The sequence below is a fragment of the Gemmatimonadota bacterium genome, assembly GCA_041390105.1.
Classification (GTDB): domain Bacteria; phylum Gemmatimonadota; class Gemmatimonadetes; order Longimicrobiales; family Gaopeijiaceae; genus JAGQIF01.
On record JAWKQO010000002.1, the window covers coordinates 219,379 to 244,842 of the forward strand.

A 25,464-nucleotide genomic window follows, 5' to 3' on the forward strand; every position below is an offset into this window, starting at 1 on the left:
CAGGGGACGTGCCCTCCTGCCTCCGGTACCGTAGGATGGTGGGACCTAGCCACGCCTCCAGGAGATTCCGATGAAGTCGCTGCGCCCGCTGGTGCTGGGTGGCCTCGTCCTGGCCGCTTCCGCCACGCCCGCATTCAGCCAGATGCGTCCGCTCGAGCACCCGGACGTCCTCCACTGGAACAGCATTGCCAACCCCTCGCTGTCGCCGGACGGCGGCTGGCTCGCGTGGGTGCAGAGGCCCCTGGAGGGCGACCCGACGCTCCGGGTGCGGACCGCGCGCGAAGGCGGCGTGGATCTCTCGGTCCGGGGCACCTCGCCCGTGTTCACGTCCGATTCCCGCTTCGTCGTGTTCGAGGTTCCGCCGCTGGAAGCGGTCCTCGATTCGCTCAAGCTGGAGGGCAAGAAGCGGGATGATCTGCCGGGCGACTCCCTGGCCGTGGCCGACCTGACGGCCGTCTTCGCCGGAGGCGCCCCGCAGCCCTCCGGCGTGACGCGGTTGGGCGCCGTCGAGGACTTCAAGGTCGCGGAGGAAGGTTCGTGGTTGGCGTACCGCGTGAAGAAGGAGAAGAAGGAGGAGGAACCGGCGGCTGAACGGGCGGAGACTCCGGCAGCGGAAGCGCCCGCTGCGGAGGGTGCGGAAAGCCGGCCCGACCACAAGAAGGACGAAGGCTCCACGCTGGTGGTCCGAAATCTCGTCTCCGGCGCGGAGAGCCGCTACGAGGACGCCGTCGAGTACGTGTTCTCCAAGAACGGACGCACGCTCGCATTCACGACCTCCACGAAGGACGGCAGCCACGACGGCGCGTTCGTCCTCACCCTGTCCGATGGCGGGGTGCACACACTCCGTGCGGACGAGGGACACTACCGGAAGATCGCGCTGTCGGAGGACGGGACGCAGGTGGCCTTCCTCACCGACGCGGCCGACTTCGCGGCCAAGCAACCCGAGTTCACGCTCGAACGAGCCTCCGCGGGAAGCTGGACGGCGAAGACGCTGGCGAGCACGTCCACGGCCGGCATCCCCGAGGACTGGTGGGTGAGCGAGAACGGCACCCTGCGCTTCTCGGAGAAGGGGACGCGACTCTACTTCGGGACGGCACCACGCCCGGCCCCCGATCCGGAGGAGAAGGTCCTCGACGAGGACAAGGTCTCCGTCGACGTCTGGAACTGGAAAGATCCCTATCTCCAACCCATGCAGCTGGTCCAGGCGGATGAGGAGAAGAAGCGCTCCTACGACGCGGTGGTCCACCTGGACGCGGGTCGGGTGGTGCAGCTCGGTACGCCGGAGATTCCGGACGTGCGCTTTGCCGACGAGGGTGAGCCGCGCTTCGCACTGGGCGTGACCGACGTACCCTACCGGCAGCTCCTCTCCTGGGACGGTCGCTACAGCGACGTCTACGCCATCGATCTGACGACCGGTGTGGCGCGTAAGGTGGCTGAGCAGGTCAAGGGCTTCGGAGGAGGCAGCATCTCGCCTGCGGGCACCTGGGCGAGCTGGTGGGACGGGGCCGAGCGGCAGTGGAAGGGAGCACCGCTGGCCGGAGGTGCGACCGTGACCTTGAGCGCTGGCGCGGGCGAGCCCGTGTGGTACGAGCTGGACGACCACCCGGACGAGCCGCCGCCCTACGGGTCGGCCGGTTGGACGGCGGGCGATGTGGCCTTCCTCTACTACGACAGCTATGACGTCTTCCGGTTCGAACCTGCGTCCGGGACCACCACCAACCTGACGCGGGGGCAGGGCCGGGAGTCGGGGCTGCGCTTCCGTTACGCGGACACCGAGCCCGAGCTCGAGCACGTACCGGAAGGCGAGATCCTGCTCAGCGCCTTCCATCTGACCAACAAACAGGGCGGGTTCTACCAGGCGCGCAGCGACCGTGCCGGAGCTCCCAGACAGATCCTGTTGACGGACAAGTCGTTCGCCCTGCGTGGCAAGGCCAAGGATGCCGACCGCTGGCTGGTGAGCCGGGAGGACTTCCGTGAGTTCCCCGACCTGTGGGTGACCGATGGACCGATCACGGACATGGTCAAGCTGACGGACGCCAATCCCCAGCAGCGCCAGTTCACCTGGGGCACGGCCGAGCTGACCGAGTGGACCTCCAACGATGGTGCGCCGCTCCAAGGCATGCTGTTCAAGCCCGACGGCTTCGACCCGTCACAGAAGTACCCGATGATGGTCTATTTCTACGAGCGCATGTCGGACGGCCTGTACGAGTACCGGTCCCCCGTTCCAGGCAGCTCTTCCATCGCGGTGCCGTTCTACGTGAGTCGCGGCTACCTGGTCTTCATTCCGGACATTCCCTACGAGATCGGCTATCCGGGGGAGAGCGCGCTGGACGCGGTGGTGCCTGGCGTGCTGAGCCTGACGGCCAAGGGCTTCGTGCAGGAGGACAAGATCGGCGTGCAGGGTCACTCCTGGGGTGGCTACCAGATCGCCTACATGGTCACCAGGACCAATCTGTTCGCGGCCGCCGAGGCCGGTGCGCCGGTGGCCAACATGACCAGTGCCTACGGGGGCATCCGCTGGCAGACGGGGATGAGCCGGGCCTTCCAGTACGAGCGCACCCAGAGCCGGATCGGCGGCACGCCCTGGGATGCCACCGACGAATACCTCTCCAATTCTCCGCTCTTCTTCGTCAACAAGATCGAGACGCCGCTGTTGATGATGCACAACGACGCGGATGGTGCGGTGCCCTGGTATCAGGGCATCGAGATGTTCTCCGCCATGCGTCGCCTGCAGAAGCCGGTCTGGATGCTGAACTACAACGGCGAGGCGCACGGACTCAGGGAAGAACGCAACCGGAAAGACTGGGCGCTGCGCATGCAGCAGTTCTTCGATCACTACCTGAAGGATGCACCGGCGCCGGTGTGGATGGAGGAGGGCGTGCCCGCCATCATGAAGGGCAAGACGTTGGGGACCGAGATCAGGATCCGGGGGGTGTCGTGATGTCCCGGATCTCCCTGCGACCGAGCCGACCGGCGTACGGATGGCAGGCGCTCCCACCCACGAGAGCGTGATCCGTCCATGACCATGCCCGCGCTCCTGCTGCTCGCCTCCATGCAGCAGCTGCCCGCTCCGTTCGAGACACCCTGGAACCGCGCCATCCCCAAGGTGGTGGCGCAGCCCGCGGACGCCACGCTCTCGCTGCCGGACGGATTCGAAGTCTCGGTGTTCGCGGAGCGGCTCACGAACCCGAGGCACCTGGCGCTCGCGCCCAACGGCGATGTGTTCGTGGCCGAGAGCGCGCCGGGGAGCATCGTGGTGCTGCGGGACGCCGACGGCGATGGAGTGGCGGAGTTGCGCGAGACATTCGCCACGGGACTGGACCGGCCGTTCGGCCTGGCGTTCCACGGCGGGTATCTCTACGTGGGGAACAACAACGCGGTGGTCCGCTTCGGCTACACGCCCGGACAGCTGCACGCGTCTGCGACCGCCGAGCCAGTGGTCGAGCTGCCGGTGAGCAGCGATGCCCTGGACGTGGATACGGCGGAGCGGCTGGGCATCGACGTCAGCCGTACGCGCGGGTTCAACCACTGGACGCGCAACCTCGTCTTCTCGCCCGATGGCCAGAAGCTCTACGTGTCGGTGGGCTCGGCCACCAATGCCATGCCCGGTGACGATCCCCGACGCGCTGCCGTCAACGAGTACAACCCGGACGGGTCGGGCCACCGGGTCTTCGCAGGGGGTTTGCGAAACCCTGTTCCCATGGCCTTCTTTCCGGGCACCACTGTGCTGTGGACGGCCGTGCACGAGCGCGATCACCTGGGTGACCGGCTGGCGCCCGACTATGTCACATCCGTGCGGGAGGGCGGGTTCTATGGGTGGCCCTACGCCTACATCGGCCCCAACCCGGAACCGATCCTGAACGGAGCCCGACCCGATCTGGTGGAGAAGACGCTGGTACCGGACGTGCTGCTTCCGGCGCACGCCGCGCCCATGGGCATGGCGTTCTACACGGGAGAACAGTTCCCCCGGTCCTATCGCAACAGCGCGTTCGTCGCGCTGCACGGCTCGATCAACCGCCTCGACCTGGTGGGCTATTCCATCGTGCGCATCCCCTTCGAGAACGGGAAGCCTGCGGGCCCGCCCGAGGATTTCCTCACCGGATTCATCGTGCGCAACGACGACGTGAAGGAGGTCTGGGGTCGGCCCGTCGACGTTCTGCAGGCGGCAGACGGAGCGCTGTTGGTGGCGGACGATGCGGGCAAGCGGATCTTCCGCGTCCGGTATCGCGGCGCATGAGGTTTGCGCGACATGGAGCGCAGCGGCGTTCCCCGATTCCGGTATCGCTTTGGATGATGGTGCTGCTCTGGGTCGTGATGCTCGGCGGTGCGCTGCCGCTGCATGCTCAGCAGGAGTCCTTTCCCTACACCTACGGCAAGCAGGACCTCTGGCACCTGGGCGCCGGCGTTGGCGCGGCCGCCCTGGGTGGATTCTTCCAGGAGGGGCTGCCGGCCGCGACCGCGTCCGACTTCGAGCTGCTGGATCCCGACGGGATCAACGGGTTGGACCGCTGGGTCACGGATCGCTACTCGGAGACCTGGCAGGATCGCAGCGACCTCTTCCGTTCGGCGGCGCAGGGGGTGGGCATCGTTTGTGTGACGCTCTGCGGGCTGCAACCCGGCGAGAGTGGCACCGTCGGACACGCGGCCGTCCTGGCGGGGATGGCGGCCGAGGCGTTCCTGCTTCGCACCGGCGTGACCGATCTGATGAAGGGCTCGTTCCGACGTTGGCGCCCCTACACGTACAGCGCGACGCTCACGTCGGAAGAGAAGCTGGCGATCGCCCAACGCTTCGGCACCGATCCCGACGATGCGCGGCGCTCCTTCTTCTCGGGCCATGCCTCCAACGCCGCGCTCTGGGCGGTGTTCGCCGGCCGCGTCTTTTCAGAGCTTCATCCGGAATCGTCTCTGCTCACGCCGGTGTGGATCGTGGGCGGAGCCGTGGCCGCAGGTGCCGGTGTGGGTCGTGTGCTCGGGGGAATGCACTTCGTCAGCGACGTGCTGGTGGGCTGGGGCGTGGGCGGTGCGATCGGGTGGTTCATCCCCGAGCTGCACCGGCGTGACCGGGAGGGTGGGCTGGAGGTGGAGGCCGGGTTGGATGGCGTGGGCCTGCGCTGGCGCTTCTAGCGCGGAGTCCTGCTCAGGCTCGGTCCTGCGCCTTTCGCTTTGAGACACACCACGTCCAAGCCCTGGCACTCGAGACGGAGTCACGCACGATGGTTCGGCTGGTCCTTCGCAGTTCCCTCCTGATCCTCCTGGCCTCTGGCTGCGACTTCAAGTACGAGTGGGAATCCCTCGGCCCCTTCGAGACCAGTGGACCCGTGCGGCATCTGATCGTGGATCCGGTGGTTCCGCGTCGACTGTACGCCGCGGCCGAGAATGGCGGGCTCTGGGTCCTCGACGATGTGGCTCGGCGGGAAGTCGGGTGGCGGCCGCTCAGCGATCAGCTGGAGAACCTGCAGATGCGGGGCGTGGCCAAGTCCATGGTGGACAGCAGCTACGTGGTGACCGCCAACGCGCTGGGGCGCGTCTATCACACGCTGGATCACGGGGAGAGCTGGTCGCGCATCTCGACCCTCGAGTTCTCGTACATCCGCCGATTGCTGCTGCGCGAGGGGCTCACGCGCATTCCCGCCGGCAACTACACCAAGTTGGCCAAGGAGACCACCGTGCTGGTGGCGGGCTCCACCGGCCTGCATCGCCTGCGCTTGATCAACGACGCGTTCGCCGAAGTCGACACGCTGTTTCCCAGACTTCCTGCACACGGGTCGGACGTGCTGGACCTGGCCCGGCATCCCTCGCTGCCGGACCTCCTCTTCATCGGCGTCCGTAGGCAAGGCGTTTGGCGCTCGCAGGACGGCGGTGCCTCCTGGGCTCTGGTGGCTGACTGGGCCTCCTTCGGTGATTCTGCCTCCGACATGATTCGCCTGGCCACCAACGGGACGCGCACGGTCGCGAAGTTCGGCCGCAACCTGCTGGTGAACGATGCCGGCGGAGCCGCCGGGGCGTGGCAGCCCCGCACGGTGGGCTTCGGCAGCGACAGCGGCGGCAGCGACATCGGATATCGGGGCAACTACAGCGGCCGCCGCGGGGAGTGGACCCAGGCGGTGGCCATCTCCCCCACGGACACGGCGGTCCTGGCCGCGGGCCAGGTGACGCTGTTCCTGTCGACCGACGGCGGTGCGACGTGGGACACCACCGGGGCGGGACACGAGGACATGCAGGCGCTGACCTTCGCGCCCAACGACTCGGTGCTCTACGTGGCCAACGATGGAGGAGTCTGGTCCGTCAGTCGGGGGCGCGCGGCGCCCCTCAGCTTGAACCGCAACCTCACGACCTTGCAGTTCTACCGGGCCGCCAAGAGTGGAAGCCGTGTGGTGGGCAACGCCGATCACCAGGGCATCCGCGGCACGCGGGACGTGGAGGCCGATCCCCCGGTGTGGGAGCGCGCTACCGCCGGTGCGTCCGGCTACGGCAACAACGGGTTGGAGAACGACTTCGTGTTCGGGGACCCCACGGTGCCGGGGCGCTTCTATGTAGCGTTCGCGGACCGCGACGTGCTGCGTCTGCGCTATCCGTTGACGGGCGCGACGCAGGACCTGCTGCAGATGAACGCCCAGGCCGCAGCCGTGCGTCCGTTCACCATGCGCACCCGAAACCGAGCGGTGGACAACCAGTTGAACTACCCGGTTGGAACGGTTGCGGCCGACCCGCGTCCCGGCGGCGCGGGCCTGCTGCTGGCCACGCATCGTCAGCCCGACATCACGTTCGAGATCCGGCAGACCACCACGCGCACCCAGGATCCCACCGGCGGACCGCGCAGCGCGTGTCCACCCCCGAATACGAACGCGTTCTGCTTCAATCCCCCGCTGCAGAACACGTCGACGTTCACGACGGTGTACGGGCCCATCAGCACGCCCATCGTGAGCGTCGCCTGGGATCCGGTCGACCCCACGCAGGTGTTCGCCCTCCTGGAGGATGGACAGGTGATCGTCGAGCGCAATGTCGATGACGCCGTCTCCGATTGGGACTCGTTGGGCGTGTTGCCCCTCGAGCCCGGCGGCGTGGCCCGCCAGCTCACGGTGGACGCGATCACGCCGGGTGGCCTCTTTGCCATGAGCCACGGGCGCTTCTTCCGATCGTTCGACGGGGGAGTGACCTGGCTCATCGGAGGCGTCCCGTCCGGTCCCACGCAGCAGCTGAACGCGTTCGTCCAACATCCCAGCCGGGCCCGCTCGCTCTACCTGGGCACCAACGTGGACGTTCTGGTCTCCACCGACCGGGGCGCCCACTGGCGCAGCATCGGAGAACGGCTCCCGAACGCTCCGGTGATGCAACTCTTCGTGGCCGGCTCCGACCTGTACGCGGTCACCTTCGGGCGGGGCCTATGGCGCGTGGCGCTACCGGGATGAGGTGCGTCTCAGAATCGTCCCTCTCGCACCGTCGAGCCCTTCCGACCGAGCTCCACCACCTTCATTCCGTCCACCGATTCGTTCTCGGGCAGGGGCACGTCGCCCTTCGTCTTGCCCATCGTGGCCACGCTGAGCAGACGTGAGAGGATGCTCGATCCCTCCACGGCCTTGGCGTCGCCACCATAGTACTCGAACCACGGTAGGCCTGCTTTGGTGTACTCCTTCGCGGTGGGCGGAACCGTGGGAGGCTCCAGGCCTGTGATCGAGCGCCACACCATCGAGTTGCAGAGGTGCACGAAGCAGCGGCTGGGATGGCGCTGGTCCCAGTCGGACAGATTGAAGGTGTCCTCGAAGATCTCCTGCCGCATGCGGCCGCCGGGGGCGAGGCCCATGTCGGCGGAGGCAGGCTCACGCAGGGCGCTGACCGACATCCTGCTGTAGCTCATCCGCGCGGGCTCCCGTCTCCTCCGCTGCAGGCGCTCCCACACCTCTGCCTTGAGCGGATAGGCAACGACTTGGAGGCCGCCATGCTCCGCCTCGCCGGTGAGTTGTTCTTCGGCGCTGTAACCGCTGCCGAGCGGCATGGCCACGAACTGCCGGATCACACCCTTCTCCACGGCGAACCCGTCCAACCAGGGCTGCCCCGGGACGGAGATGTAGTCCTGTGGGCCACGGTGCAGTCCATTGCTCCAGGGCTCCCCGGTCACCGCGTTGGTCTTGCCGGCCGCGATCTTGACCGCGAAGGGATACCTGCCCTCGACATTGATCCAGAGGGCCTCACTCTGGTACATGGGCAGCATCACGCCGCCGTGCTCGATCCAGTGCTCGGGGACCCGCGTGCCGAAGTCGTCCACGTGACGGAGGGGGAAGCGCCCCAGTCCGGGAGGCAAGCCGTAGCTCCGGCCGTCGTCGGGAATGCGCAGGGTGCGTTGGAACTCCATCTTCATCTCCGCCGCCGCGTGCACCTCTGGCGCGCGGATCACCAACCTGTCTTTGTGCAGCTCGATCATGTGCCTCGTCTCCCGTTGTGAGCGGTAGCCAACACCGCCAAGTCTCCACCACACACCGCCGCGCCCGTTCGTCGATCTCGCGTCCGACCAACTGCGCGGCTACCAATCCCCGTCGCGCACCTCCCGCACGATCCTGAGCACCGCCCGGTCGGGCGCCGTCTTGAGCTGCCGCAGCAGCTCGCCGAAGAGCTGTGGCCGCGCTCGGATCGCGTCGAGCAGGTCGCTCGAGACCTTTCCCGCCAGGGCCAGTAGCACGTCTCGATCGACGTCCAGGTCGTCCGCCAGCCGCAGCAAGGTCTCCTCGGAGGGCGGGGAACCGATGTCCCGCTCCACCTTGCTCAGGAAGCTGGGCTCCACGCCCACTCGCTCGGCTACCTGGCGGAGCGAGTAGCGGGGGTCCTGCTCCCGGAGCGCCTCCCTGCGCTCGCGAACGAACGATCCCAGCGTCGCCATTTCGAAACGTCCACTCCAGCGGGTCCATCCGGGGCGCCGTGCGCGCCGATCCCTGGGCGCCCTCCCGAGTGTGTAGTATGTAGTACATGATACACATTGTCAAGCACAACCAAACTCCCCCCGCGGCTCAGGGAACGACCTGCCGCCAGTGCTCGCTGGTCTTCCCCACGATGAACCCGATGACAGAGCCCAGGCCGGCGCCGATGAGCACGCCTTTCGAGAGGTTGGAGGGCGGGCAGTCCGTCCGGTTGCTGGAGCAGTCCATCTTGTTGATCAGGATCTTGCCGAAGACCCCAAGCGCGGCGCCGGGCACGGCACCGATCACGGTGGAGCGCACAACGCGACTCTCGCGGACGGACATGGACTCCAACAGGGACGCTTGTACGGCCCATTGCAGGCCTTCTGCTGCCACCAGCAGAGTGTCTCCCGCAACCGCCTCGATCCGTCCGCCGTCGATGACGACGCCGGGCGCTGTGAGCCGCACGTATTGGCCGGCGCGGATCTGACTGGTGATGGGTGCGGTGACCTCGGACGGGTCGGTCTGGGCGTGCCCTGCGGCGGGCCAGAAGACCATCGTTCCGGTCAGCAGAAGTGCGAGTCGGCCGGCTCGCTCCACGGCCGTCCTGTCGTTTGTCTTCACGCTACCTCCTCGTAGTCGCAGCGCTCCTCGTTCAGTCACCGCGTCGTGATGAGCAGCACTCCATAGCGGCCGGGGTGCCCGAATCGCGTGTGCGCTTCGAATGGATCGAGCACCTGCACACTCGCCACGGTCTCAGGGCGGATGGTGACCAGCCCCGCCGTGTCGAGCATACGGACTCCGTCCACCATCACCATCGCGACATTGCAGCCAGGTCCAGCCCGCACGATCTCGACGCACAGATCGAAGCCCGTGCGGCGGACGGTCAGCCCGGGAAAGCGCGCTGCATCGAGGAGGCTCGTGAAGTCGGTCACCTGGGGCAGCAGGGAGTCGATCTGCATCCGCGTCAACGCGTCGACGCGCGTGCCACCGGCGCTCCGCTGTTCACTCAGATCCGAGCGGGCACGCACGATGATCGGTGGCAGCTCGACTGCATCTTCGAACAGGTGGATCTCCAGATCCAGTCGGTCCCGACTGGCCACGTCGATGGAGTCGGTCCTCGTGGCGTAGCCAATGCGGCTGCTCCGGACGATCAAGCGGCCCGCACCCTGTCCGAGGATCCTGAACTGCCCGTCCGCGTCGGTGACCGCGCGCACGGGCCGGCCCTCCAGCGCGATGGTGACGCCCTCCAGCGGCGCGCCGCTGGATCCATCGAGCACCTGCCCGGCAATGTCGGCAGGCTCGGACCAGCGGATGTACACCGGGGGCACGGGCGCCGCCGAGTCCGCCGCGATCGGCACACTGCGGCTCGTGATGGCGGTCAGCTCTCCCGTGACGTTCAAGCCGGCGACGTCGGGGACCCCGCAGAATACGTACGCGCCCTGGGCATCGGACGTGGTCTGTCCGAGGAGTCGAATCTCGCGGCCCACTGTGGACCGGAGCGTGACGGCGACGCCGCCCAACGGCTGGAGCGTGAGGAGATCCAGCGTACTCCCCCGAACCACGCGCCCCGGCGGCACGTCCGGACGCAAGCAGGCGGAGCCGGCAGCGGCCGGCCACTGCTGCGCGCTCAGTGGGGCCGACCCGTTCCAGGGGGCCATGACGCAGAAGCTGCTCAACAATGCGACCGACACCAGCGTCCGGGCCCGGCGCTGCCCGCCTCCCGCGTCGTAGACGGGGGCGGCTGCGGCGCTGTCCGCCGACGGGAGCGAGATGCGGAGGCGAAGTGCGTGGGGTCTCATGGGGGGCTTGTGCGGCGATCCTGCTGAATCCTCACCAACATAGCAGCAATCATGCAGATTCCGCACCCGTGAGGCGGCGATGCGACAAACGGGAGTGATCTGCTCCCGTACGGTCGTGGGTCTTCCCGAGCGACTTCGGGTCGTGGGTGGCTACGACGCGAGGCGCGAAGAGGGCGGTCACGCTGCCGTGTTCGAGGGATGCCGCTTCTCGATCTACGGATTCGGTGGGTGGGGCAACGTCCGCAGCGGCCCGTTCTTTCCCGAAGTCAGGTCGCGTTGTCGTCGTTCTTTGCGGAAGAGCAATCCCTGGGCAACGGCTTGACCAGCATGGTCGGCGAGAACCGCACGCAGAGTATGGGGCAGCTCGTTGGAGGAGGTCCGCTCGCCCTTTGACGCCGCACAGGAGAGCCGCCATGGTCTCTGCGTGCCGAGGAGACCTGTTCCGCTTCGAATCGCGGCCTGCGCGCGCCCGCGACGTACGCTGCTCCTCTCGCTGGCGGTGCTCTCGACCGCCGGCTGCTCTACGTTCCAGCTTCGCACGCAGCCCGTCTCCAGCCTGCTCGAGCGGGAACCGCCCGTGCGCATGCGGGTCGTGCGCCACTCCGGGCCGCCCGTCATGCTCTACCGCCCGATCACCGTCGAGGGTAGCAGCCTCGTGGGACTCCCGGAGCGCGGTGCTCCAACCTCCGTTCTCGTGCCCCTCGAGGACGTCGACTTCGTCTATACGCCCGAGTTCTCCGGACGGCGGACGGCAGCGCTCCTGCTCAGCGCACCGTTCGTGATCATCGGACTGCGGAGTCTGTTCTACAACCTGCTCACGCCGAGCACCTGAGTTCGGGCAGGTAGCGCAGCGTCATCGCTGGTGTGAGCGCAGTTCCACGAGAAGTTGCGCTGGCGTGCGCGCCGGAACGGGAGAGTGCACGAAGTCCTGGGTATTCCGGGTGGCGATCACCCGTGCGCCGCACGCATCGGCGGCTGCGACCTGCAGTGCGTCCTCGAAGTCGGCCATGGGAAGCACAGCGGCGTAGCGAAAGGCATCGGTGTGTGTCGGTGCCACGGTCACGAAGCGGGTCAGCTCAGACAGGAAGTGGCGCACGCCATCGCGACCTACCCGCGGGCGCAGCAGATAGGAGAGGTTCGCCAGCGTGTGCCAGGCCACGAACGCCAACGGGGGTTGAGCTTCCAGCCAGCGCAACAAGGCGCCCGATGCCTCCACGTGCGGTGTGCGGTCCAGCGCAACGTCAATCAAGACGTCGGTGTCCAACAGGATCACAGGTACTTGGCGGCCAGCGCCCGGTAGCGCTCGTCATCGAGTTCGGAGAGTCGGAAAGCGCCCTGCCAGCGGTCCACGAACCCTCCCGGTGGGCGAGTGGTCAGCCGGTCCAAAGCGGTTTCGATCAGCGACGAGAGGGAGACGCCCCGGCTGGCCGCATAGCGCTTGGCCCGGGGGATCAGGTCCTCCTCCAGGGTGATGGTCACCTTCCGCTTCATTGGTCGGCCCGCAGCTCCAGAAGATACGTATCTTTATAATGATGTACGTATATTGAGCCCACGCCAAGTGGGCAGGGTCAGGAGTGGGGTCCCAGGCGAGCTACGCGGCGGACGTGCTACAGGCGCTGGGTGAGCGAAACTCCGCGCTCTGGTGGACGCCAACGATCTCGCCGCTGTACGTGATGCATTAGCTCGGTGTGCCGCCATGGAAATGATCCAATCCGCCACGCTCTGGCCCGGACGGTTCTTCCGGCGGGGGCGGATGGTGCGGGCGCCGCGGTAGCCGGTCACCGGCCCGCCTCCGGCTCCACCCGCCACCACCACTGGGTGGGCAATGCCCGCTCTCGGGGCCAAACCTCGGTGAGCGTGTCTCCTTCGTAGAGCCGTCCGTTCTTCATCACGTAGCGGATGGACGTGCTGTTCTTCAGGTCGTCCAACGGGTTCCGGTCCAGCACCAGCAGGTCGGCCAGCTTGCCCGCTTCGATGGAGCCGATGTCGCCCGCCAGGCCGATGGCGTCCGCACTGGTGAGCGTGGCCATGCGCAGCGCGTCGTGGTTGTCCATGCCGCCCGAGGCCATCATCCACAGTTCCCAGTGGGTGCCGATGCCCTGCACCTCACCGTGGGAGCCAAGACCGAGTCGGCCGCCGGCCGCCATCCATTTGGTCAGCTGCGTGGCGTGCAGTGGGTGCACGTACTGGTCCTCTCGGTAGAACTGCGCGGTCTGCCACTTGTCCAACTCGTCGTGCGGGGTGAAGAAGCGCAGCTTCTCCATCTGGTCCACGTCCGTGTGGGTCAAGTAGTACTCACGACCGGAGGGGCCGCCGTACGCCACGATCAACGTGGGCGTATAGGTGATGCCGCTGAAGGTGCCGAGCCGTACCACATCTTCGAAGAACGGACTGATGGGAAGCGTGTGCTCGAGGCCCGGATAGCCGTCCTGCATCAGCGTGAGATTCATGGTGAAGTTTGAGCCACCTTCGGTCGTGGTGGTGAGCCCCAGCTCGCGCGCGGCCGTGATCACCCACTGGCGCACTTTGCGGTCGCCCGCCAGGTACTGCTTGATGGTCTGGGTGTTGTAGTGCTCCGAGTAGCGGCGCAGCACGTCACGTGCTTCATCGAGGCTCGAGATGTTGTCGGCGGAGAAGACGCCGGGACCCGTCGAGTACAGTCGTGGCCCGATGAGCTCGCCCAGCTCCATGCGGTCCGTGTAGGTGAGCACGTCTTCGGAGGACGTCTGGGGATCCCGCTGCGTGGTGACCCCGTAGGCGAGCTGCGCCAGGAACTGCGAGACCTGGCTCCGGTGCACGCCCCAGGCCACCCAGGTGTGCGCGTGGATGTCCACCAGGCCCGGCATGATGGTCTTACCGGACAGGTCACGAACGTCGGCGCCTTCCGGGATGGCGACACTACCACGGGGGCCCACGGCCATGATGCGATTGTCGCGGATCACGATGTCGCCTGAGGGGAGGATCTCGTCTCCCCGCATGGTGATGACGCGGGCACCGCTCAGCACCACGGTGCCGCGCGGCTTGTCCTTGAGCGCGGTGATCTCGACGTCGACGCGGGCCGCTTCGTAGACGGGGCCCTTCTTGTCAGCTCGCCGGGCGGAGTCCGCCGCCTGCTCGGGAGCGTCGGCCGCGGGTGCGCCCGCTGAGTCGGACGCGGCGCTGTCGCTCGGCTGGTCCGCGGCTGCGCGCGCCGCGACCACCGAATCGGCGATCAACGAGTCCGCACGCGCCACGTCGTAGCGGAAGAAGCTCCGCCCGATCGAGTAGTAGGCGGTCGATCCGTCTTCACTCCATCCCACGAAGTCCCCTCCCACCCGCGTCAGCCGCCGCGTGGGCACCACGGATCCGGATGCAACCGACACCGTAGGTGCCACACCGCCCACTGGGGGCACGGTGATCAGGAACACGTTCCGGTTGGCCCGCACGATGGCGCGCTTGCCGTCCGGAGAGAGGACCACCTCGTCCGGGGTGGGCGGGCTGCCCGGACCAGGGCGGGCGGGAGCGGTCACTTTGACCAGCGTCTTGATGTCGGTGCCGTCCCACCGCATGGAGAGCAGCCCCTCCGAGCCCGCCCACACGTAGACGCGGTCGGGATCGGGGCCTGCGTGGGGAGCGTTCTGGGCTTCCTGCGTGGTGCCGCGTCCCACCCAGGTGATGCGGGTGGGCTGACCGCCCGTTGCGGGAAGCCACACGTACTCGAGCTCGGAGGCGGGCGAGTGCTGGCCGAAATCCTCCAGCGTGCGCATCCGGTGCATCCTGGAGCCGCGCACGGCCATGAGCCGCGAGCCGTCCTTCGAGTAGCTCAGCTTGTCGAAGAACGCCGACGTGGGGGTGAGCCGCTCGGGGTCGCCACCGGTGGTGCGGATGCGCCAGATGTCCCCGCCGGTCGAGTCGTTCCAACTCACGTAGGCGATGTAGCGGCCGTCCGGAGACCAGACCGGTGCGTGCTCCACGTCGACGGACCGGGTGAGGCGGCGGGCGTCCCGAATCGTCGGGTGCATCGCGTTCCGCATATCGCCGGCGGCCGATAGATCAGGTTCCTGATCTCCTCTGCCAGCGGGCGCCTGACGCTGTAGCTCAGGTTCCTGATCTCCGCCGCCGGCCGGAGATAGGTCCGGCAGATCGGCGATCCAGAGCCGGTCGAGCGCGGCGAACACCACGCGGCGGCCGTCCGGCGAGGGCCGTGCGCCGCGGATCTGCGACACCGTGAGCACCGAGTCGTTGATCGGGTATTCGAACTTGGCCAGCGGGCCGAGCTCCTGCTGGACGCGGGCCGTGAACGGGATCTCGGTGGCCTCGCCAGACGGTACCTCCACGCGCCACAGCTTGCCGCCGTGGCTGGTGATCACCGCCCGGGAGTCGGCCGTGAACGCCGAGCCGGGATAGACGTCACGGTCCCGGAGTCCGCCCCCCTGGCTCTCGTCCCTCGCCACGTCCATGAGCAGCCACGAATCCTGACCCGTCTCCAAGTCAAGGAGCTTGAGCCCCTCGCGGGCGTCGAAGCGGGTGGCGTACACCAACCATCTGCCGTCGGGACTGGGTAGCGGGCGGAACGCGCCCGCCAACTCGTGCGTGCGCACGCGCACCCGTCCGTTCTCACGGTCGAGCTGCCCGATCTGATAGGGCCCCACCCGACGAGCGGAGCTGCGCGGGGCGTGCTCCGGACCGAACTCGGGCTCCCAGTCCTCGGGACCCTGGCGCGCGACTTCGAACCCGCCGCCCAGGTCCCCGCGCAGGTTCACCCACACCATGCGCGGGTCGTCCCCGAAGGCGGCGCCGAAGTGCGTGGGCGGCGTGCCTTCACCGCCCTGACCGGTCACCTGCACGCCGGAGCCGCCGTCCACATGGTAGAGCCAGAGCTGGTTGCCCTTGTTGGCCATCACGTAGTCGCCGTCCGGCGTGAAGATGGGCGACATGTAGCTCTCGCGTTCGCCGGTGGTGAGCGCCCGGGCATTCTGCCCGTCCGCGTCCGCGATCCACAGGTTCTCCGAGCCGTTGCGGTCGCTTACGAACACCAGGTGGCGTCCGTCGCGCGAGTAGCGCGGCTGCATGTCGTACGCCTGCCCGCTGGTGATGCGTGTGGCCTCGCCCCCCGTCACCGGCAGCGTGTACAGGTCGCCCAGCAGCTCGAACACGATGGTCTGTCCGTCCGGCGACAGATCCAACGAGATCCAGGTGCCTTCGTTGGTGGTGAACTCCAGCGTACGCGTGGTGATCAGCGGCAGTGCCTTGGCCTTGGCCGCGGCGCTGGAGGCACTGTCGTCCTGAGCGGGGGTCTGGGCGACGAGGGGTGGAGGGGCACAAAGCAGCGCGAGCGCCAAGACGGCGGGGAGGGCCGTCGCGGTCAGGCGGGCCGCCGACACACGGAAGTCAGCCGCGGAGAGAAGGGCGGCCGACCCGCGCGTGGCAGTCGCGGGCGGGAGGTCGAGCAACCCGCGGAAGGCTGTCTCGGTCAGGGGGGCGGACGGTCGAGGCATGGATGGATCCGGGTGGCTGGGGCCTTGGCTCGGCACGGGACTGGGGCAGAATCGGGCCGCTGGAGTGAGGCGGCAAGCAAAGGGGTCTACAGCGGAAGGCCGAGAGCGCCCGTTACCTTTCACGTGTCGGACTCAAGGCCCTGCAACGGCGGACTACGCTGCGATGAAACCTCGCGTCGCCCTGCTTCTGGGGTTCACGGCATGCTTCGCTTGCTCCGCCCCGCGTGACGAGGCGGGATGGCCGACCCTACGCAGCCCACTTCCCGCGGATCCTGGCCTCGAGGCCCGAGTCGAGGAGCTACTCGCTCGGATGAGCCTCGAGGAGAAGGTGGGGCAGATCATCCAGGCGGACGTTCGTCGGGTCAGTGCCGAGGACGTGCGGACCTATCATCTGGGTTCGGTGCTGAACGGGGGCGGCGGGTTCCCCAACGACGACAAGCACGCCACGGTCGGCGATTGGCTCGCGCTGGCGGACATGATCCACGACGCCTCGGTGGACACCACGGGCGGCCGGGTGGGCATCCCCATCCTCTGGGGCGTCGACGCCGTGCATGGGCACAACAACGTCATCGGTGCCACGCTCTTCCCCCACAACGTGGGGCTGGGAGCGGCCCACGATCCGGACCTCATCCGCCGCATCGGGGAAGTGACAGCGCGTGAGATCCGAGTGACCGGTCACGATTGGAACTTCGGACCCACGGTCGCCGTGCCGCGCAACGGCCGCTGGGGCCGCGCCTACGAGGGGTACGCGGAGGATCCGGACCTGGTCTCGGCGTACGCGGACGCGTTGGTTCGTGGACTGCAAGGCGAACCCGGCTCGCCCCAGTTCCTGGACGACGACCATGTCATCGCCACCGCGAAGCACTTCCTGGGCGACGGCGCCACGGACGGCGGAACGGACCAGGGCGACGCGCTCGTGACGGAAGAGGAGCTCCGCACCATCCACGGGGCGCCCTACGTGACGGCGCTGCGGGCCGGCGTCCAGTCCGTGATGGCGTCCTTCAGCAGTTGGCATGGCGTGAAGATGCACGCCAACCGCGCGTTGCTGACGGACGTGCTCAAGGACACGCTCGGTTTCGATGGCGTGTTGGTGGGCGACTGGAACGCCCACGGTCAGATCCCGGGCTGTACGAACGAAAGCTGCGCGGCCACCATCAACGCCGGCGTGGACGTGTTCATGGTGCCGGACGACTGGAAGGCGCTCTACGAGAACACGCTGGCCCAGGCGCGCGCCGGACAGATCCCAGCGGAGCGCCTGGACGACGCGGTGCGCCGGATCCTGCGGGTGAAGCTGCGCGCGGGCGTGTTCGATCGGGGTCGGCCCTCGAGTCGCCGCTACGCCGGAGACGAACGCGTGCTGGCTTCGCCCGAGCATCGCGCCGTCGCCCGGCAGGCGGTCCGGGAGTCGCTGGTCTTGCTCAAGAACAACGACGGGCTGCTGCCGTTGGCGCCCGGGCAGAGCGTATTGGTGACCGGAGACGGGGCGGACGACATCGGCAAGCAGTCAGGAGGGTGGACGCTGACCTGGCAGGGCACGGGGAACGTGAACACGGACTTCCCCGGGGCCACCTCGATCTGGCAGGGCGTGCGCGCTGCCGTGGAAGCTGCAGGCGGCACGGCCCAACTCTCTCCCGACGGCTCGTTCGATCCCGCGCGGCCACCCGATGTGGCCCTGGTGGTCTTCGGAGAGGACCCGTACGCCGAGTTCCAGGGAGACCGTGAGAACGTCGACTATCCACGTCAAGGCAAATCCGAGTTGGACCTACAGCGTAGGCTGCGCACGGCCGGCGTGCCGGTGGTGGCCGTGTTCATCACGGGGCGGCCACTCTGGGTCAATCCCGAGCTCAACGCCGCTGACGCGTTCGTGGTCGCCTGGCTTCCGGGCTCCGAGGGCGGAGGCATCGCCGACGTGCTGTTCACGGACGCCGCCGGCTCGACCGTCCACGACTTCACGGGCCGGCTCTCGTTCTCCTGGCCGCGCACCCCGGACCAGTCCGTGCTCAACCGGGGAGATACGCTCTACGATCCACTGTTCGCCTATGGATACGGCCTGAGCTACGGAGAGGACGGGAACGTCCCCGAGCTCCCCGAAGACATCGGGACGGGGGTGGACACAGGGCCAGCGGTGCGGTTCTTCGCGGGCGGGCCGGTGGCCCCCTGGCGACTGGTGGTGCAGGCGGCCGATGGCAAGCGCATCGAAGCGTCGACCGGCACCACGGCCAGCCCCGGTAGCGAGCTGGTGGTGCGCGTCGAGGATCGCCGCGTCCAGGAGGACGCCCGTGGCGTGGAGTGGGACGGCAGCGGCATTGGGCGCGTGGCACTGACGGGGCAGTCGAGCATGGACCTGAGTCAGGCCGCTGATGAGTCGATGGCGCTGGCCTTCGACGTCCGCATGGACCGGGCGCCCGAACGACCGGTTGCGTTGGTGGTGGCGCATGACAGCGGCGGAGGCGACGTCGAGACCCGTCTGGAACTGACGCCGTTGCTCGCGGCCCTCCCGGTGGGCGAGTGGGCCACCCTGCGACTGCGGCTAGCCTGTCTTGAGGATGCAGGTGTGGACCTGCAGCAGGTCACGGTTCCCTGGGCGCTCGAGACGACGGGACCACTCGCGTTGGCGTTCTCGGACGTGCGCTTGGTCGATGAGGACGACGGTCTGGCCGAGTGTCCGGCGGTCTTGGAGAGGTAGGGCGGGGGCCACTGCAGCGGATCGGAGAGTCCGGGACCGGTCAAATAGCCACTACGAACACCGGTATCCTCGAGCGCCCCTGCCAGCAGATCGATCTGAGGACCGTCTGTGCTCTGAACGAAGCGAGTGTCTCCGGCACCGGGTGCCCAATAGTGTCTCAGCAGTACTGCTGGGAACGCGCCGATCGCGGCGCGCGGTCCCTGAGTCGGATCGGTCAGGTAGTCCCGCACCCGAAACGAGGTAGGGGCCCGGCGACTCCAGGCAGTTGAACTGCGAGGCGACCTGGAACGCACAGCCTCCAGGAGCGGTCGCTTGCAGCCAACCGATGTCCGTAAGTGGGCTCGCTCCTTCGAGCACGAACAAGCGGAGGCGGCCCTGTGGTGACGTGGACAGCGAGCGGTCGAGCGAGGCGCGCAGCTGGCCGACGGACGGCGTCTCTAGGCGGCCGGCGCACCAGCGTCCGGCGTCCACCTGGAGGGTGGCGTTGCCATCGGCGTCCAATCGAAAGCAAGCGTCCGCGTCCGCTCCCACTTCTGATTCCGCGCGGGCGACCAGCGTCCGGTCACCGCGGTCTCGCAGGGCCCGCAGTTGACGGTAGGCGTCGGAAGCGGCGCTGGTGGCGTGCGTGTCGGAGTCGTCGAGGAGGATGCGGGAGAGAAAGTCGGTCATGGCCGCCGCTACAGCGCTCCCATTCCGATCGCGCTCGCGACCTGTCCCTGGCGTGCATCCACCGTGGCGAACGTGAGCGCGGTGGGGTCAGGTGATACGAACAGCGCACAGGCGACGTGCCATAGATCAGCGCCACGCAGGTACCCTGCGTCGAGCACCGTGGCGTACTCGGTGGTGAGCGGGCGGTCGGGCAGGATCCAACTCAGCGACGTCAGGAGGGCGGGCTCGAACGGAACGTCCTCACGGACGAACGCGGCGCGCAGCTCGGCTTCCAGGAGATTGCTGGTCACGAGCTCGTCGAAGCCAGCCAACGTCCGAGCGAGTTCCTCGCCTCCACTTTCCCCGAAGGCGATGGCGACCAGCACCGAGGTGTCGAGGTACGCGAGCTTCACTCGTCCCGCTCGGAGAGGAAGCGCTTCAGAGCGCCCTTCTTGCGTCGGACCAGCCCCAGTGAGGCCGCCCCTTCCGGGGCCCGCATCACCACGCCTTCGCCGGCCAGGCGATCCAGGCGAGTCGACAGGTCCTCGCCCTCGGGCTGGTACGGTCGGATCTCGGCGATCGGCTTGCCGTGATAGGACACGATCACGGTTCGCCCCTCCCGCACTTTACGCAGGACCTCGGAGAACCGGGCCTTGGCCTCGTACGTGGAGTAGGAATCGGGCATGGGGATAATCTAACTAGTCAGACTAGTCTTGGCGACGCCAAGGCGGGGTGGCGGGCCCGTCCATGTCTGGGTGGGACGTGGGATCTTGATGACGCCTACACCCCGATCACCGCGAGCCCCACAGCTTGAGCTGCGAGGCCCAGTGCGTTGTCGTGCGTAGCCATGACCAGATCGGCCTCGGTCTCCTCACGCCAGAGCATTGCGGTGGCCAGGTGAATCGCATCCAGAGTGCCAAGGGTGGTGGGAAGCGGAAGTGACGCCCGGTTCAGAATCGTGCGAGTGGGGTCCACCACGTGCATGGACTCGAACATCCGGATCAGGGCGCTTCGTCGCTCGGCGAGCACCGCGTCATCCAGGCCCTCGAGGAGTCGGAGCCGATCAAGGGTCCGCAGGCACTCGACTTCGGCCAACGAGCTCGTCACGCCCGTCTCGATCGTCCTCCACTGGGTGAGCCGGCCGGGCTGCCCCAGCACCATGCGGAGAAGGACGGAGGCATCCAGGTAGGCGATCACCGCGTTCCGCGCTCCTCGATGAGGAGATCGACGATGTCCTTGCTCACTCGGAGCGGCTTGGGGAGCGGCACCGCCTTGAGCGCCGGGGCGCCCGGCAGGGGCTCGCGGATGGCCAAGCCGGGCCGTTGCTCGTACGGGACCAGCCGTGCCACCGGGCGATCCCGCGCGACCACCGTGATCGAGCGGCCCCCGCGAACGCGACGGAGGTAGTGGCTGAGTCGGGCCTTGAGCTCCGCAATGCCTGCCTGCTCGTCCATGACCTTACAATAGTCATAAGTGGTCATAATGGGGAGAGCGGGGGAGGCCCTGTGACGCGAATCCGAAAGCGCCGGAGCCTACCGCACGTTGGCCACCCCGAACATTCGAAGCGCGGGACGGGCGCGGGGATGGCCGCCTGAGCCACTCTCGACCACCGTCCGCCCCCAGGGGTAGAATCGACCGCTCCGTGCCCAGCCGGGGCGCTGCCATCCCCGTACCGGTCAGGCCCGTCCCGCGCCGACCACCGCCCGCGGACCACGGCCAGCCCATCACCACATCGAGCGATCCATGACCGACACGCCCTTGTTCGAGCCACTGACGCTCCGTGGAATCACGTTCCGCAACCGGGTGTTCGTCTCGCCCATGTGCCAGTACTCCAGCGTGGCCGGACTGCCGAACGACTGGCACCAGGTGCATCTGGGCAGCCGCGCTGTGGGCGGCGCGGGGCTCGTGCTCGCAGAGGCCACGGCCGTGGTCCCTGAGGGCCGGATCTCCACCGCCGACACCGGCCTCTGGAACGACGCTCAGGCTCAGGCGTTTCGCCCCATCACACGGTTCATCCGTGAGCAGGGCGCTGTGCCCGGCGTTCAACTCGCCCATGCCGGACGCAAGGCATCGACCCAGGTGCCCTGGGTGGGCGTGGGCGCCGTGGAGCCGGCGGACGGCGGATGGTCACCGGTGGCGCCGAGCGCGGTCCCGTTTGCGACAGGATATCCGCAGCCTCAGGCACTGACGATCGCCGCAATCGACCTTCTGGTGGAACAGTGGGTCGCGGCCGCACGGCGGGCCCATGACGCCGGCTTCGAGGTCATCGAGCTGCACATGGCACACGGGTACCTGGCGCATCAGTTCCTCTCGCCACTCAGCAACAAACGCACAGACGAGTACGGCGGCGCGCTGGAGAACCGCATGCGCTTTCCGCTGCAGGTGGCGGCGGCCGTGCGGGCCGAGTGGCCCGAGGACCTTCCGCTCTTCGTGCGCATCTCTGCGACCGACTGGACGGACGGCGGTTGGGACGTGGAGCAGTCGGTGCGGCTGTGTCGGGAACTCCGCGAGATCGGTGCGGATCTCATCGACTGCTCGAGTGGAGGGAACGTGGCCGCTGCGAAGATCCCGGTCGCGCCGGGCTACCAGGTCCCGTTCGCGGAGCGGATCCGAGCCGAAGCAGGGATTGCGACCGCGGCGGTAGGCCTCATCACCGATCCGGTCCAGGCCAACGACATCGTGGCCGGCGGCCGGGCGGACGCGGTGCTGCTGGCGCGTCAGCTGTTGCGGGATCCGTACTGGCCGCTGCACGCGGCGCGGGCGTTGGGCGTGGATGTGCCGTGGCCGAATCAGTATCAACGGGCGAAGGTGGCGGGGTAGGTGTTCGGGTCCAAGTAGTCGGGTGAGCCGCAGCGCGTTCAGAGCCCGCTCAACGCTCGACCTGAGTACTCGACCTCAGTACGCGACCGCGACCAGATCCGTCTGGCTGAAATCGTCGCCTTTGAAAAGGAGCGGCTCACCCGTCGCGGCGCACGCTGCGTAGGCGAAGCAGTCGCCGTAGTCGAGCCCCGCCACGTGCCGTCCCTTGCCGAAGCGCCGGTAGGCGCGCCGTGCCAGCTCGGCGTGGGCGGCGTTCACGTCCAGGGTCACGGCGGCCATCACGTTCAACCAGTGATCGAAGGCCCACACACCGGGTTCACCCAGCTTGGCCTCGAGGACGATGGACACTTCGACCGTCGTCGCTGCCGAGATCAGACGTACCGAGTCCGCCTCGACTGCGGCCTCCATCCGAGCGGCCTCCGGCTCGCCCAACAGCATGCAAGTGATGGCCGAGGTGTCGAGCACCATCAGGTCGGCAGCCCTCGGTCGTCGTATCCCAGGATCTCTTCCGGAGTGCGCCGGTCCCGCACGGGGAGCTCCGCGACCCGCTCCCGCACCATGCGCAGCTCGTCACGCAGCGGGGGCTGGGCGTACCGGCTCACCCTCTGGAGGCGCTCCTCGAGCGCCCGCCGGATGGCCTCGGTCAAAGACTCGCCGGTGCGCTGAGCCAATTCCCGCGCCAGGCGGTCGGTTTCGGGGTCTTTGATGCTGAGGGCCATGGCGAAGCGTGGTCGTGAGGGAGTCAGGAAGGAATATAGACTACAAGACGGATTCTATACGACGTACCGTCGAGCCTCAGAGGTCGGGGCGACCTGCAGCCCACCCCTACCGCAGCACCTCGAAAGCTCTCCTCCGCCCCGGCCCCCACCGATAGACTGCGAAGTCATCGTCGAACGAAGCCGCCCGCTCGAGGCCGAGCCGCTCCATGATGGCGAACGACGTTCGGTCGGCCAGAGAGAAGTCCTGATCCGGGAAGGCTTCTCCGATGCTCCAGGCTGCTTCCAGATCGGCGGGGCCCACACACTCCAGCGTGGCGACGCCACGTCGGAGCCCACCCCAGAACGCTTCGGCGGCCCGCCGGTGGATGCGCCACCGCAGCAGCGTGAACGTCTCGAGCAAGACGTGATCAGATGTGATCAGGGGCTCGCCGGAGAGCAGGATCTCCTGAGCTCGGGCGTTGCTCACGTCGGCGGAGTCTGCCGCCGCGTACCAGACCGAGGTGTCGACAAAGAGACTCACCGACCGCGCCGCGAGAACGCCGTGCCCAGCATCGCGTCCTTCGCCCTGGCCACATCGGACTCGCCGGAGGAGCCCAGGTCGAAGACCGTCCGCGGGTCCGCTCCGGTGCCGGGCCGGGAGAGGTCGTCCGCCACGAGCCGTCGCAGGTACTCCGCCAGGGAGATCCCGAGTTGGCGGGCCCTGTCCTGAGCCTTCCTGAGCATCTCTCGGTCGAATGAGATCTGCGTGCGAGTCATCATGATGCTTACATCATGATGTATACCGATGGTGAACTGCAAGTCCGAAGGAGGACGGAGCCGCTTGGAGGTTGGTCAAGGGGAATGGTCGAACGGCCAGGCGGGCGCGGGGATGGCCGGCTAAGCCTCTCTCGTCCGCCGCTCAGCCTCCCGATGCCGACTTCGGCGTCAGGAATCTGCACTCGACGCTTGGTGCCCGCGCCATCCGCCCGTCGAGGGTCGCCAGGTCGGCGTCGAGGAGCTCGGCCAGGGCGATGTACCAGGCGGCGTACGTCGTGAGGTTCTCTCTCAGGTCCCCCGCTCGGCTCGCCGCGGGGGCATAGGCGAAGAGATCCACGGGAAGGGCCCCCGAGCTCCGCGTGAGCCAACGTGGCGGCTAAGGCAACTGTTGATATGTGATGCGTGATCGCGGGAGGCGTGGGCGGTAGGGGTCAGCTGCGCTGATCCCGCTCCTCGAAGAGTCTCAGATATCGGTCGAAGGCGAACAGCCGGTACTTCTTGCGCCCGGTGGTTTCCCTCAGCATTCCGATCTCTTCAAGCGCATTGGTGAGCGCGTTCGCGGCCGGCTGAGATAGATCTGTGACGTTGCTGACCCTCTTGACGTTCACGATGGGGTTGCGGAAGAGATCGTCGAGAAGGAGGAGTCCTGTACCGGCTCGCCGTCCCAACTTCTGGCTGATCTCTGCGCGAGCTTCCTCGCGCAGGCCGACAATCCGCCGAGCCGTATTCGTAGCCTCCTCAGACACGACGGCTACACCCTCCAGGAAGAAGGCAAGCCATCCTTCCCAGTCACCCGCCTCCCGGATGGCTTGCAGTCTATCGTAGTAGTCCTGTCGGTTTCGTTTGAAGAAGATGGACAGGTAGAGGAGCGGCTCGCTGAGCACGTTCTCGTGCGCGAGGAGGAACGTGATCAAGAGACGCCCGAGCCTGCCGTTGCCGTCCAGGAACGGGTGGATCGTCTCGAACTGAGCATGGGCGAGACCGACACGGATCAAGATCGGCAGCGGAGAATCGGCGTGGAAGAAGTTCTCCAGCTCGTGGAGTGCCGACTTCATTGGGTCCAAGGGGGGCGGTACGAAACGGGCGGTGGCCGGGCTCGGACCTCCAATCCAGTTCTGCGACCGCCTGAACTCGCCAGGCGTCCTGGCCGGTTCACCTCCCCGTACGCCCGTCATCAGTCGCTCGTGGATTTCGCGGATGAGGCGAAGTGAGAGGGGCAGCTCCTCCACTCGTTCGAGACCGAAACGGAGCGCGTCGATGTAGTTGGAGATCTCGCGGATATCGATTGGCCGCTCGATCTCCTCAGCCTGGGCTTCGTACTCCAGGAGGTCGACCAGGGACGCCTCTGTTCCCTCGATCTGGCTGGAGAGGACCGCCTCCCGACGGACGTACATGAAGACAAACAGGTCTGGATTCGGGAGGACCTCTGCGGCGCCGACGAGGCGGCCCAGGGCGAGGGTCGCCCTCTCGAGCAGGTCTGCCAGTGGGCCGAGGTTCAGGTCGGACGGAGGGAACGACGCTGGAATGAAGGCGTTGAAGCCCCCCGGCTGCCGCCGAAAGACACCGGCTCGTTCGGATTCTGACTGGACCAAGCGGGACCTCGGGGGAGCGGGAAAGGGGACCGTGCTGCCCTTCACACATAAGAATAGTGTCTAAATCTTATTTGTC

Annotated in this window: 24 protein-coding genes; 7 read left to right on the top strand and 17 right to left on the bottom strand. The window is 67.6% G+C overall.

The features are described 5' to 3' along the window. The first annotated feature begins 70 nt into the window (after window positions 1-70). From R3E10_10235 to R3E10_10250, 4 genes are all read left to right on the top strand, one after another. Entirely contained in the window at window positions 71-2,941 is a 2,871-nt protein-coding gene (locus R3E10_10235) for a prolyl oligopeptidase family serine peptidase (protein ID MEZ4416128.1), read from the top strand. Window positions 2,942-3,019: 78 nt separating this feature from the next. Further along, a complete protein-coding gene (locus tag R3E10_10240) occupies window positions 3,020-4,237 on the top strand; it encodes a sorbosone dehydrogenase family protein (protein ID MEZ4416129.1) in 1,218 nt (405 codons plus the stop codon). Next, a complete protein-coding gene (locus tag R3E10_10245) occupies window positions 4,234-5,124 on the top strand; it encodes a phosphatase PAP2 family protein (GenBank protein MEZ4416130.1) in 891 nt (296 codons plus the stop codon). The genes R3E10_10240 and R3E10_10245 overlap by 4 nt, the downstream gene beginning before the upstream one ends. An 89-nt stretch (window positions 5,125-5,213) precedes the next feature. Beyond that, window positions 5,214-7,409 (top strand): hypothetical protein, encoded by a 2,196-nt coding sequence (locus R3E10_10250; protein ID MEZ4416131.1) that lies wholly within the window; start codon window positions 5,214-5,216, stop codon window positions 7,407-7,409. A gap of 8 nt (window positions 7,410-7,417) precedes the next feature. Here R3E10_10250 and R3E10_10255 read toward each other — a convergent pair whose 3' ends face one another. From R3E10_10255 to R3E10_10270, 4 genes are all read right to left on the bottom strand, one after another. After that, entirely contained in the window at window positions 7,418-8,419 is a 1,002-nt protein-coding gene (locus R3E10_10255; protein ID MEZ4416132.1) for a hypothetical protein, read from the bottom strand. 99 nt (window positions 8,420-8,518) lie between these two features. After that, window positions 8,519-8,872: a helix-turn-helix transcriptional regulator gene (locus tag R3E10_10260; GenBank protein MEZ4416133.1), complete on the bottom strand. Its 354-nt coding sequence runs from the start codon at window positions 8,870-8,872 to the stop codon at window positions 8,519-8,521. A 127-nt stretch (window positions 8,873-8,999) separates the two neighbouring features. Then, window positions 9,000-9,512, bottom strand: a complete 513-nt coding sequence (locus R3E10_10265; protein MEZ4416134.1) for a hypothetical protein — start codon at window positions 9,510-9,512, stop codon at window positions 9,000-9,002. 35 nt (window positions 9,513-9,547) lie between these two features. Next, window positions 9,548-10,690, bottom strand: coding sequence for a carboxypeptidase-like regulatory domain-containing protein (locus R3E10_10270; GenBank protein ID MEZ4416135.1), 1,143 nt, complete (start codon window positions 10,688-10,690; stop codon window positions 9,548-9,550). Window positions 10,691-11,114: 424 nt separating this feature from the next. Here R3E10_10270 and R3E10_10275 point away from each other — a divergent pair, with 424 nt between their 5' ends. Next, complete coding sequence (locus tag R3E10_10275; GenBank protein MEZ4416136.1) at window positions 11,115-11,522, top strand: hypothetical protein; 408 nt, start codon at window positions 11,115-11,117, stop codon at window positions 11,520-11,522. Between the two features lie 21 nt (window positions 11,523-11,543). Here R3E10_10275 and R3E10_10280 read toward each other — a convergent pair whose 3' ends face one another. The 3 genes from R3E10_10280 to R3E10_10290 all read right to left on the bottom strand — a co-directional run bounded on the left by R3E10_10280 (window position 11,544) and on the right by R3E10_10290 (window position 16,167). Beyond that, window positions 11,544-11,963 (bottom strand): PIN domain-containing protein, encoded by a 420-nt coding sequence (locus tag R3E10_10280; protein MEZ4416137.1) that lies wholly within the window; start codon window positions 11,961-11,963, stop codon window positions 11,544-11,546. Beyond that, window positions 11,960-12,181, bottom strand: coding sequence for a DUF6364 family protein (locus R3E10_10285; GenBank protein ID MEZ4416138.1), 222 nt, complete (start codon window positions 12,179-12,181; stop codon window positions 11,960-11,962). Before R3E10_10285 ends, R3E10_10280 begins: the two co-directional genes overlap by 4 nt. Window positions 12,182-12,468: 287 nt before the next feature. Next, on the bottom strand, window positions 12,469-16,167 hold the full coding sequence (locus R3E10_10290) for an amidohydrolase family protein (GenBank protein MEZ4416139.1): 3,699 nt from the start codon (window positions 16,165-16,167) through the stop codon (window positions 12,469-12,471). Window positions 16,168-16,330: 163 nt separating this feature from the next. Between R3E10_10290 and R3E10_10295 the strand changes: the two genes are divergently transcribed. Beyond that, window positions 16,331-18,853: an exo 1,3/1,4-beta-D-glucan glucohydrolase gene (locus R3E10_10295; protein ID MEZ4416140.1), complete on the top strand. Its 2,523-nt coding sequence runs from the start codon at window positions 16,331-16,333 to the stop codon at window positions 18,851-18,853. A 677-nt stretch (window positions 18,854-19,530) separates the two neighbouring features. Here R3E10_10295 and R3E10_10300 read toward each other — a convergent pair. From R3E10_10300 to R3E10_10315, 4 genes are all read right to left on the bottom strand, one after another. Beyond that, window positions 19,531-19,914, bottom strand: a complete 384-nt coding sequence (locus R3E10_10300) for a PIN domain-containing protein (protein ID MEZ4416141.1) — start codon at window positions 19,912-19,914, stop codon at window positions 19,531-19,533. Further along, window positions 19,911-20,186 carry a type II toxin-antitoxin system prevent-host-death family antitoxin gene (locus tag R3E10_10305; protein ID MEZ4416142.1) on the bottom strand — a complete coding sequence of 92 codons (276 nt, stop codon included), beginning with the start codon at window positions 20,184-20,186 and terminating at the stop codon, window positions 19,911-19,913. The genes R3E10_10300 and R3E10_10305 overlap by 4 nt, the downstream gene beginning before the upstream one ends. 95 nt (window positions 20,187-20,281) lie before the next feature. Continuing rightward, the gene (locus R3E10_10310) at window positions 20,282-20,698 is read right to left on the bottom strand and encodes a PIN domain-containing protein (GenBank protein ID MEZ4416143.1); all 417 of its coding nucleotides are present in this window, start codon (window positions 20,696-20,698) and stop codon (window positions 20,282-20,284) included. Beyond that, on the bottom strand, window positions 20,695-20,955 hold the full coding sequence (locus R3E10_10315; GenBank protein MEZ4416144.1) for a type II toxin-antitoxin system prevent-host-death family antitoxin: 261 nt from the start codon (window positions 20,953-20,955) through the stop codon (window positions 20,695-20,697). The genes R3E10_10310 and R3E10_10315 overlap by 4 nt, the downstream gene beginning before the upstream one ends. Before the next feature lie 289 nt (window positions 20,956-21,244). On the opposite strand from R3E10_10315, the gene R3E10_10320 reads away from it, so the two are divergent. Then, a complete protein-coding gene (locus R3E10_10320; protein ID MEZ4416145.1) occupies window positions 21,245-22,321 on the top strand; it encodes an NADH:flavin oxidoreductase/NADH oxidase in 1,077 nt (358 codons plus the stop codon). 75 nt (window positions 22,322-22,396) lie between these two features. On the opposite strand, the gene R3E10_10325 is transcribed toward R3E10_10320, so the two are convergent. The 6 genes from R3E10_10325 to R3E10_10350 form a co-directional block, all read right to left on the bottom strand. Then, window positions 22,397-22,789 carry a type II toxin-antitoxin system VapC family toxin gene (locus R3E10_10325; GenBank protein ID MEZ4416146.1) on the bottom strand — a complete coding sequence of 131 codons (393 nt, stop codon included), beginning with the start codon at window positions 22,787-22,789 and terminating at the stop codon, window positions 22,397-22,399. Further along, a complete protein-coding gene (locus tag R3E10_10330) occupies window positions 22,789-23,040 on the bottom strand; it encodes a type II toxin-antitoxin system VapB family antitoxin (GenBank protein ID MEZ4416147.1) in 252 nt (83 codons plus the stop codon). The genes R3E10_10325 and R3E10_10330 overlap by 1 nt, the downstream gene beginning before the upstream one ends. 106 nt (window positions 23,041-23,146) lie before the next feature. After that, complete coding sequence (locus tag R3E10_10335; protein MEZ4416148.1) at window positions 23,147-23,560, bottom strand: PIN domain-containing protein; 414 nt, start codon at window positions 23,558-23,560, stop codon at window positions 23,147-23,149. Then, entirely contained in the window at window positions 23,557-23,799 is a 243-nt protein-coding gene (locus R3E10_10340) for a hypothetical protein (GenBank protein ID MEZ4416149.1), read from the bottom strand. The genes R3E10_10335 and R3E10_10340 overlap by 4 nt, the downstream gene beginning before the upstream one ends. 139 nt (window positions 23,800-23,938) lie before the next feature. Continuing rightward, the gene (locus R3E10_10345) at window positions 23,939-24,133 is read right to left on the bottom strand and encodes a hypothetical protein (protein MEZ4416150.1); all 195 of its coding nucleotides are present in this window, start codon (window positions 24,131-24,133) and stop codon (window positions 23,939-23,941) included. 94 nt (window positions 24,134-24,227) lie between these two features. Further along, complete coding sequence (locus tag R3E10_10350; GenBank protein MEZ4416151.1) at window positions 24,228-25,388, bottom strand: Fic family protein; 1,161 nt, start codon at window positions 25,386-25,388, stop codon at window positions 24,228-24,230. Window positions 25,389-25,464 lie beyond the last annotated feature (76 nt).

Bases quoted from the DNA above. Each gene is read 5' to 3' on its own strand.
- R3E10_10235 (MEZ4416128.1), top strand. From the start codon at position 71: ATGAAGTCGCTGCGCCCGCTGGTGCTGGGTGGCCTCGTCCTGGCCGCT.
- R3E10_10240 (MEZ4416129.1), top strand. From the start codon at position 3,020: ATGACCATGCCCGCGCTCCTGCTGCTCGCCTCCATGCAGCAGCTGCCC.
- R3E10_10245 (MEZ4416130.1), top strand. From the start codon at position 4,234: ATGAGGTTTGCGCGACATGGAGCGCAGCGGCGTTCCCCGATTCCGGTA.
- R3E10_10250 (MEZ4416131.1), top strand. From the start codon at position 5,214: ATGGTTCGGCTGGTCCTTCGCAGTTCCCTCCTGATCCTCCTGGCCTCT.
- R3E10_10255 (MEZ4416132.1), bottom strand. From the start codon at position 8,419: ATGATCGAGCTGCACAAAGACAGGTTGGTGATCCGCGCGCCAGAGGTG.
- R3E10_10260 (MEZ4416133.1), bottom strand. From the start codon at position 8,872: ATGGCGACGCTGGGATCGTTCGTTCGCGAGCGCAGGGAGGCGCTCCGG.
- R3E10_10270 (MEZ4416135.1), bottom strand. From the start codon at position 10,690: ATGAGACCCCACGCACTTCGCCTCCGCATCTCGCTCCCGTCGGCGGAC.
- R3E10_10285 (MEZ4416138.1), bottom strand. From the start codon at position 12,181: ATGAAGCGGAAGGTGACCATCACCCTGGAGGAGGACCTGATCCCCCGG.
- R3E10_10290 (MEZ4416139.1), bottom strand. From the start codon at position 16,167: ATGCCTCGACCGTCCGCCCCCCTGACCGAGACAGCCTTCCGCGGGTTG.
- R3E10_10295 (MEZ4416140.1), top strand. From the start codon at position 16,331: ATGAAACCTCGCGTCGCCCTGCTTCTGGGGTTCACGGCATGCTTCGCT.
- R3E10_10305 (MEZ4416142.1), bottom strand. From the start codon at position 20,186: ATGCCCGATTCCTACTCCACGTACGAGGCCAAGGCCCGGTTCTCCGAG.
- R3E10_10315 (MEZ4416144.1), bottom strand. From the start codon at position 20,955: ATGGACGAGCAGGCAGGCATTGCGGAGCTCAAGGCCCGACTCAGCCAC.
- R3E10_10320 (MEZ4416145.1), top strand. From the start codon at position 21,245: ATGACCGACACGCCCTTGTTCGAGCCACTGACGCTCCGTGGAATCACG.
- R3E10_10325 (MEZ4416146.1), bottom strand. From the start codon at position 22,789: ATGGTGCTCGACACCTCGGCCATCACTTGCATGCTGTTGGGCGAGCCG.
- R3E10_10330 (MEZ4416147.1), bottom strand. From the start codon at position 23,040: ATGGCCCTCAGCATCAAAGACCCCGAAACCGACCGCCTGGCGCGGGAA.
- R3E10_10340 (MEZ4416149.1), bottom strand. From the start codon at position 23,799: ATGATGACTCGCACGCAGATCTCATTCGACCGAGAGATGCTCAGGAAG.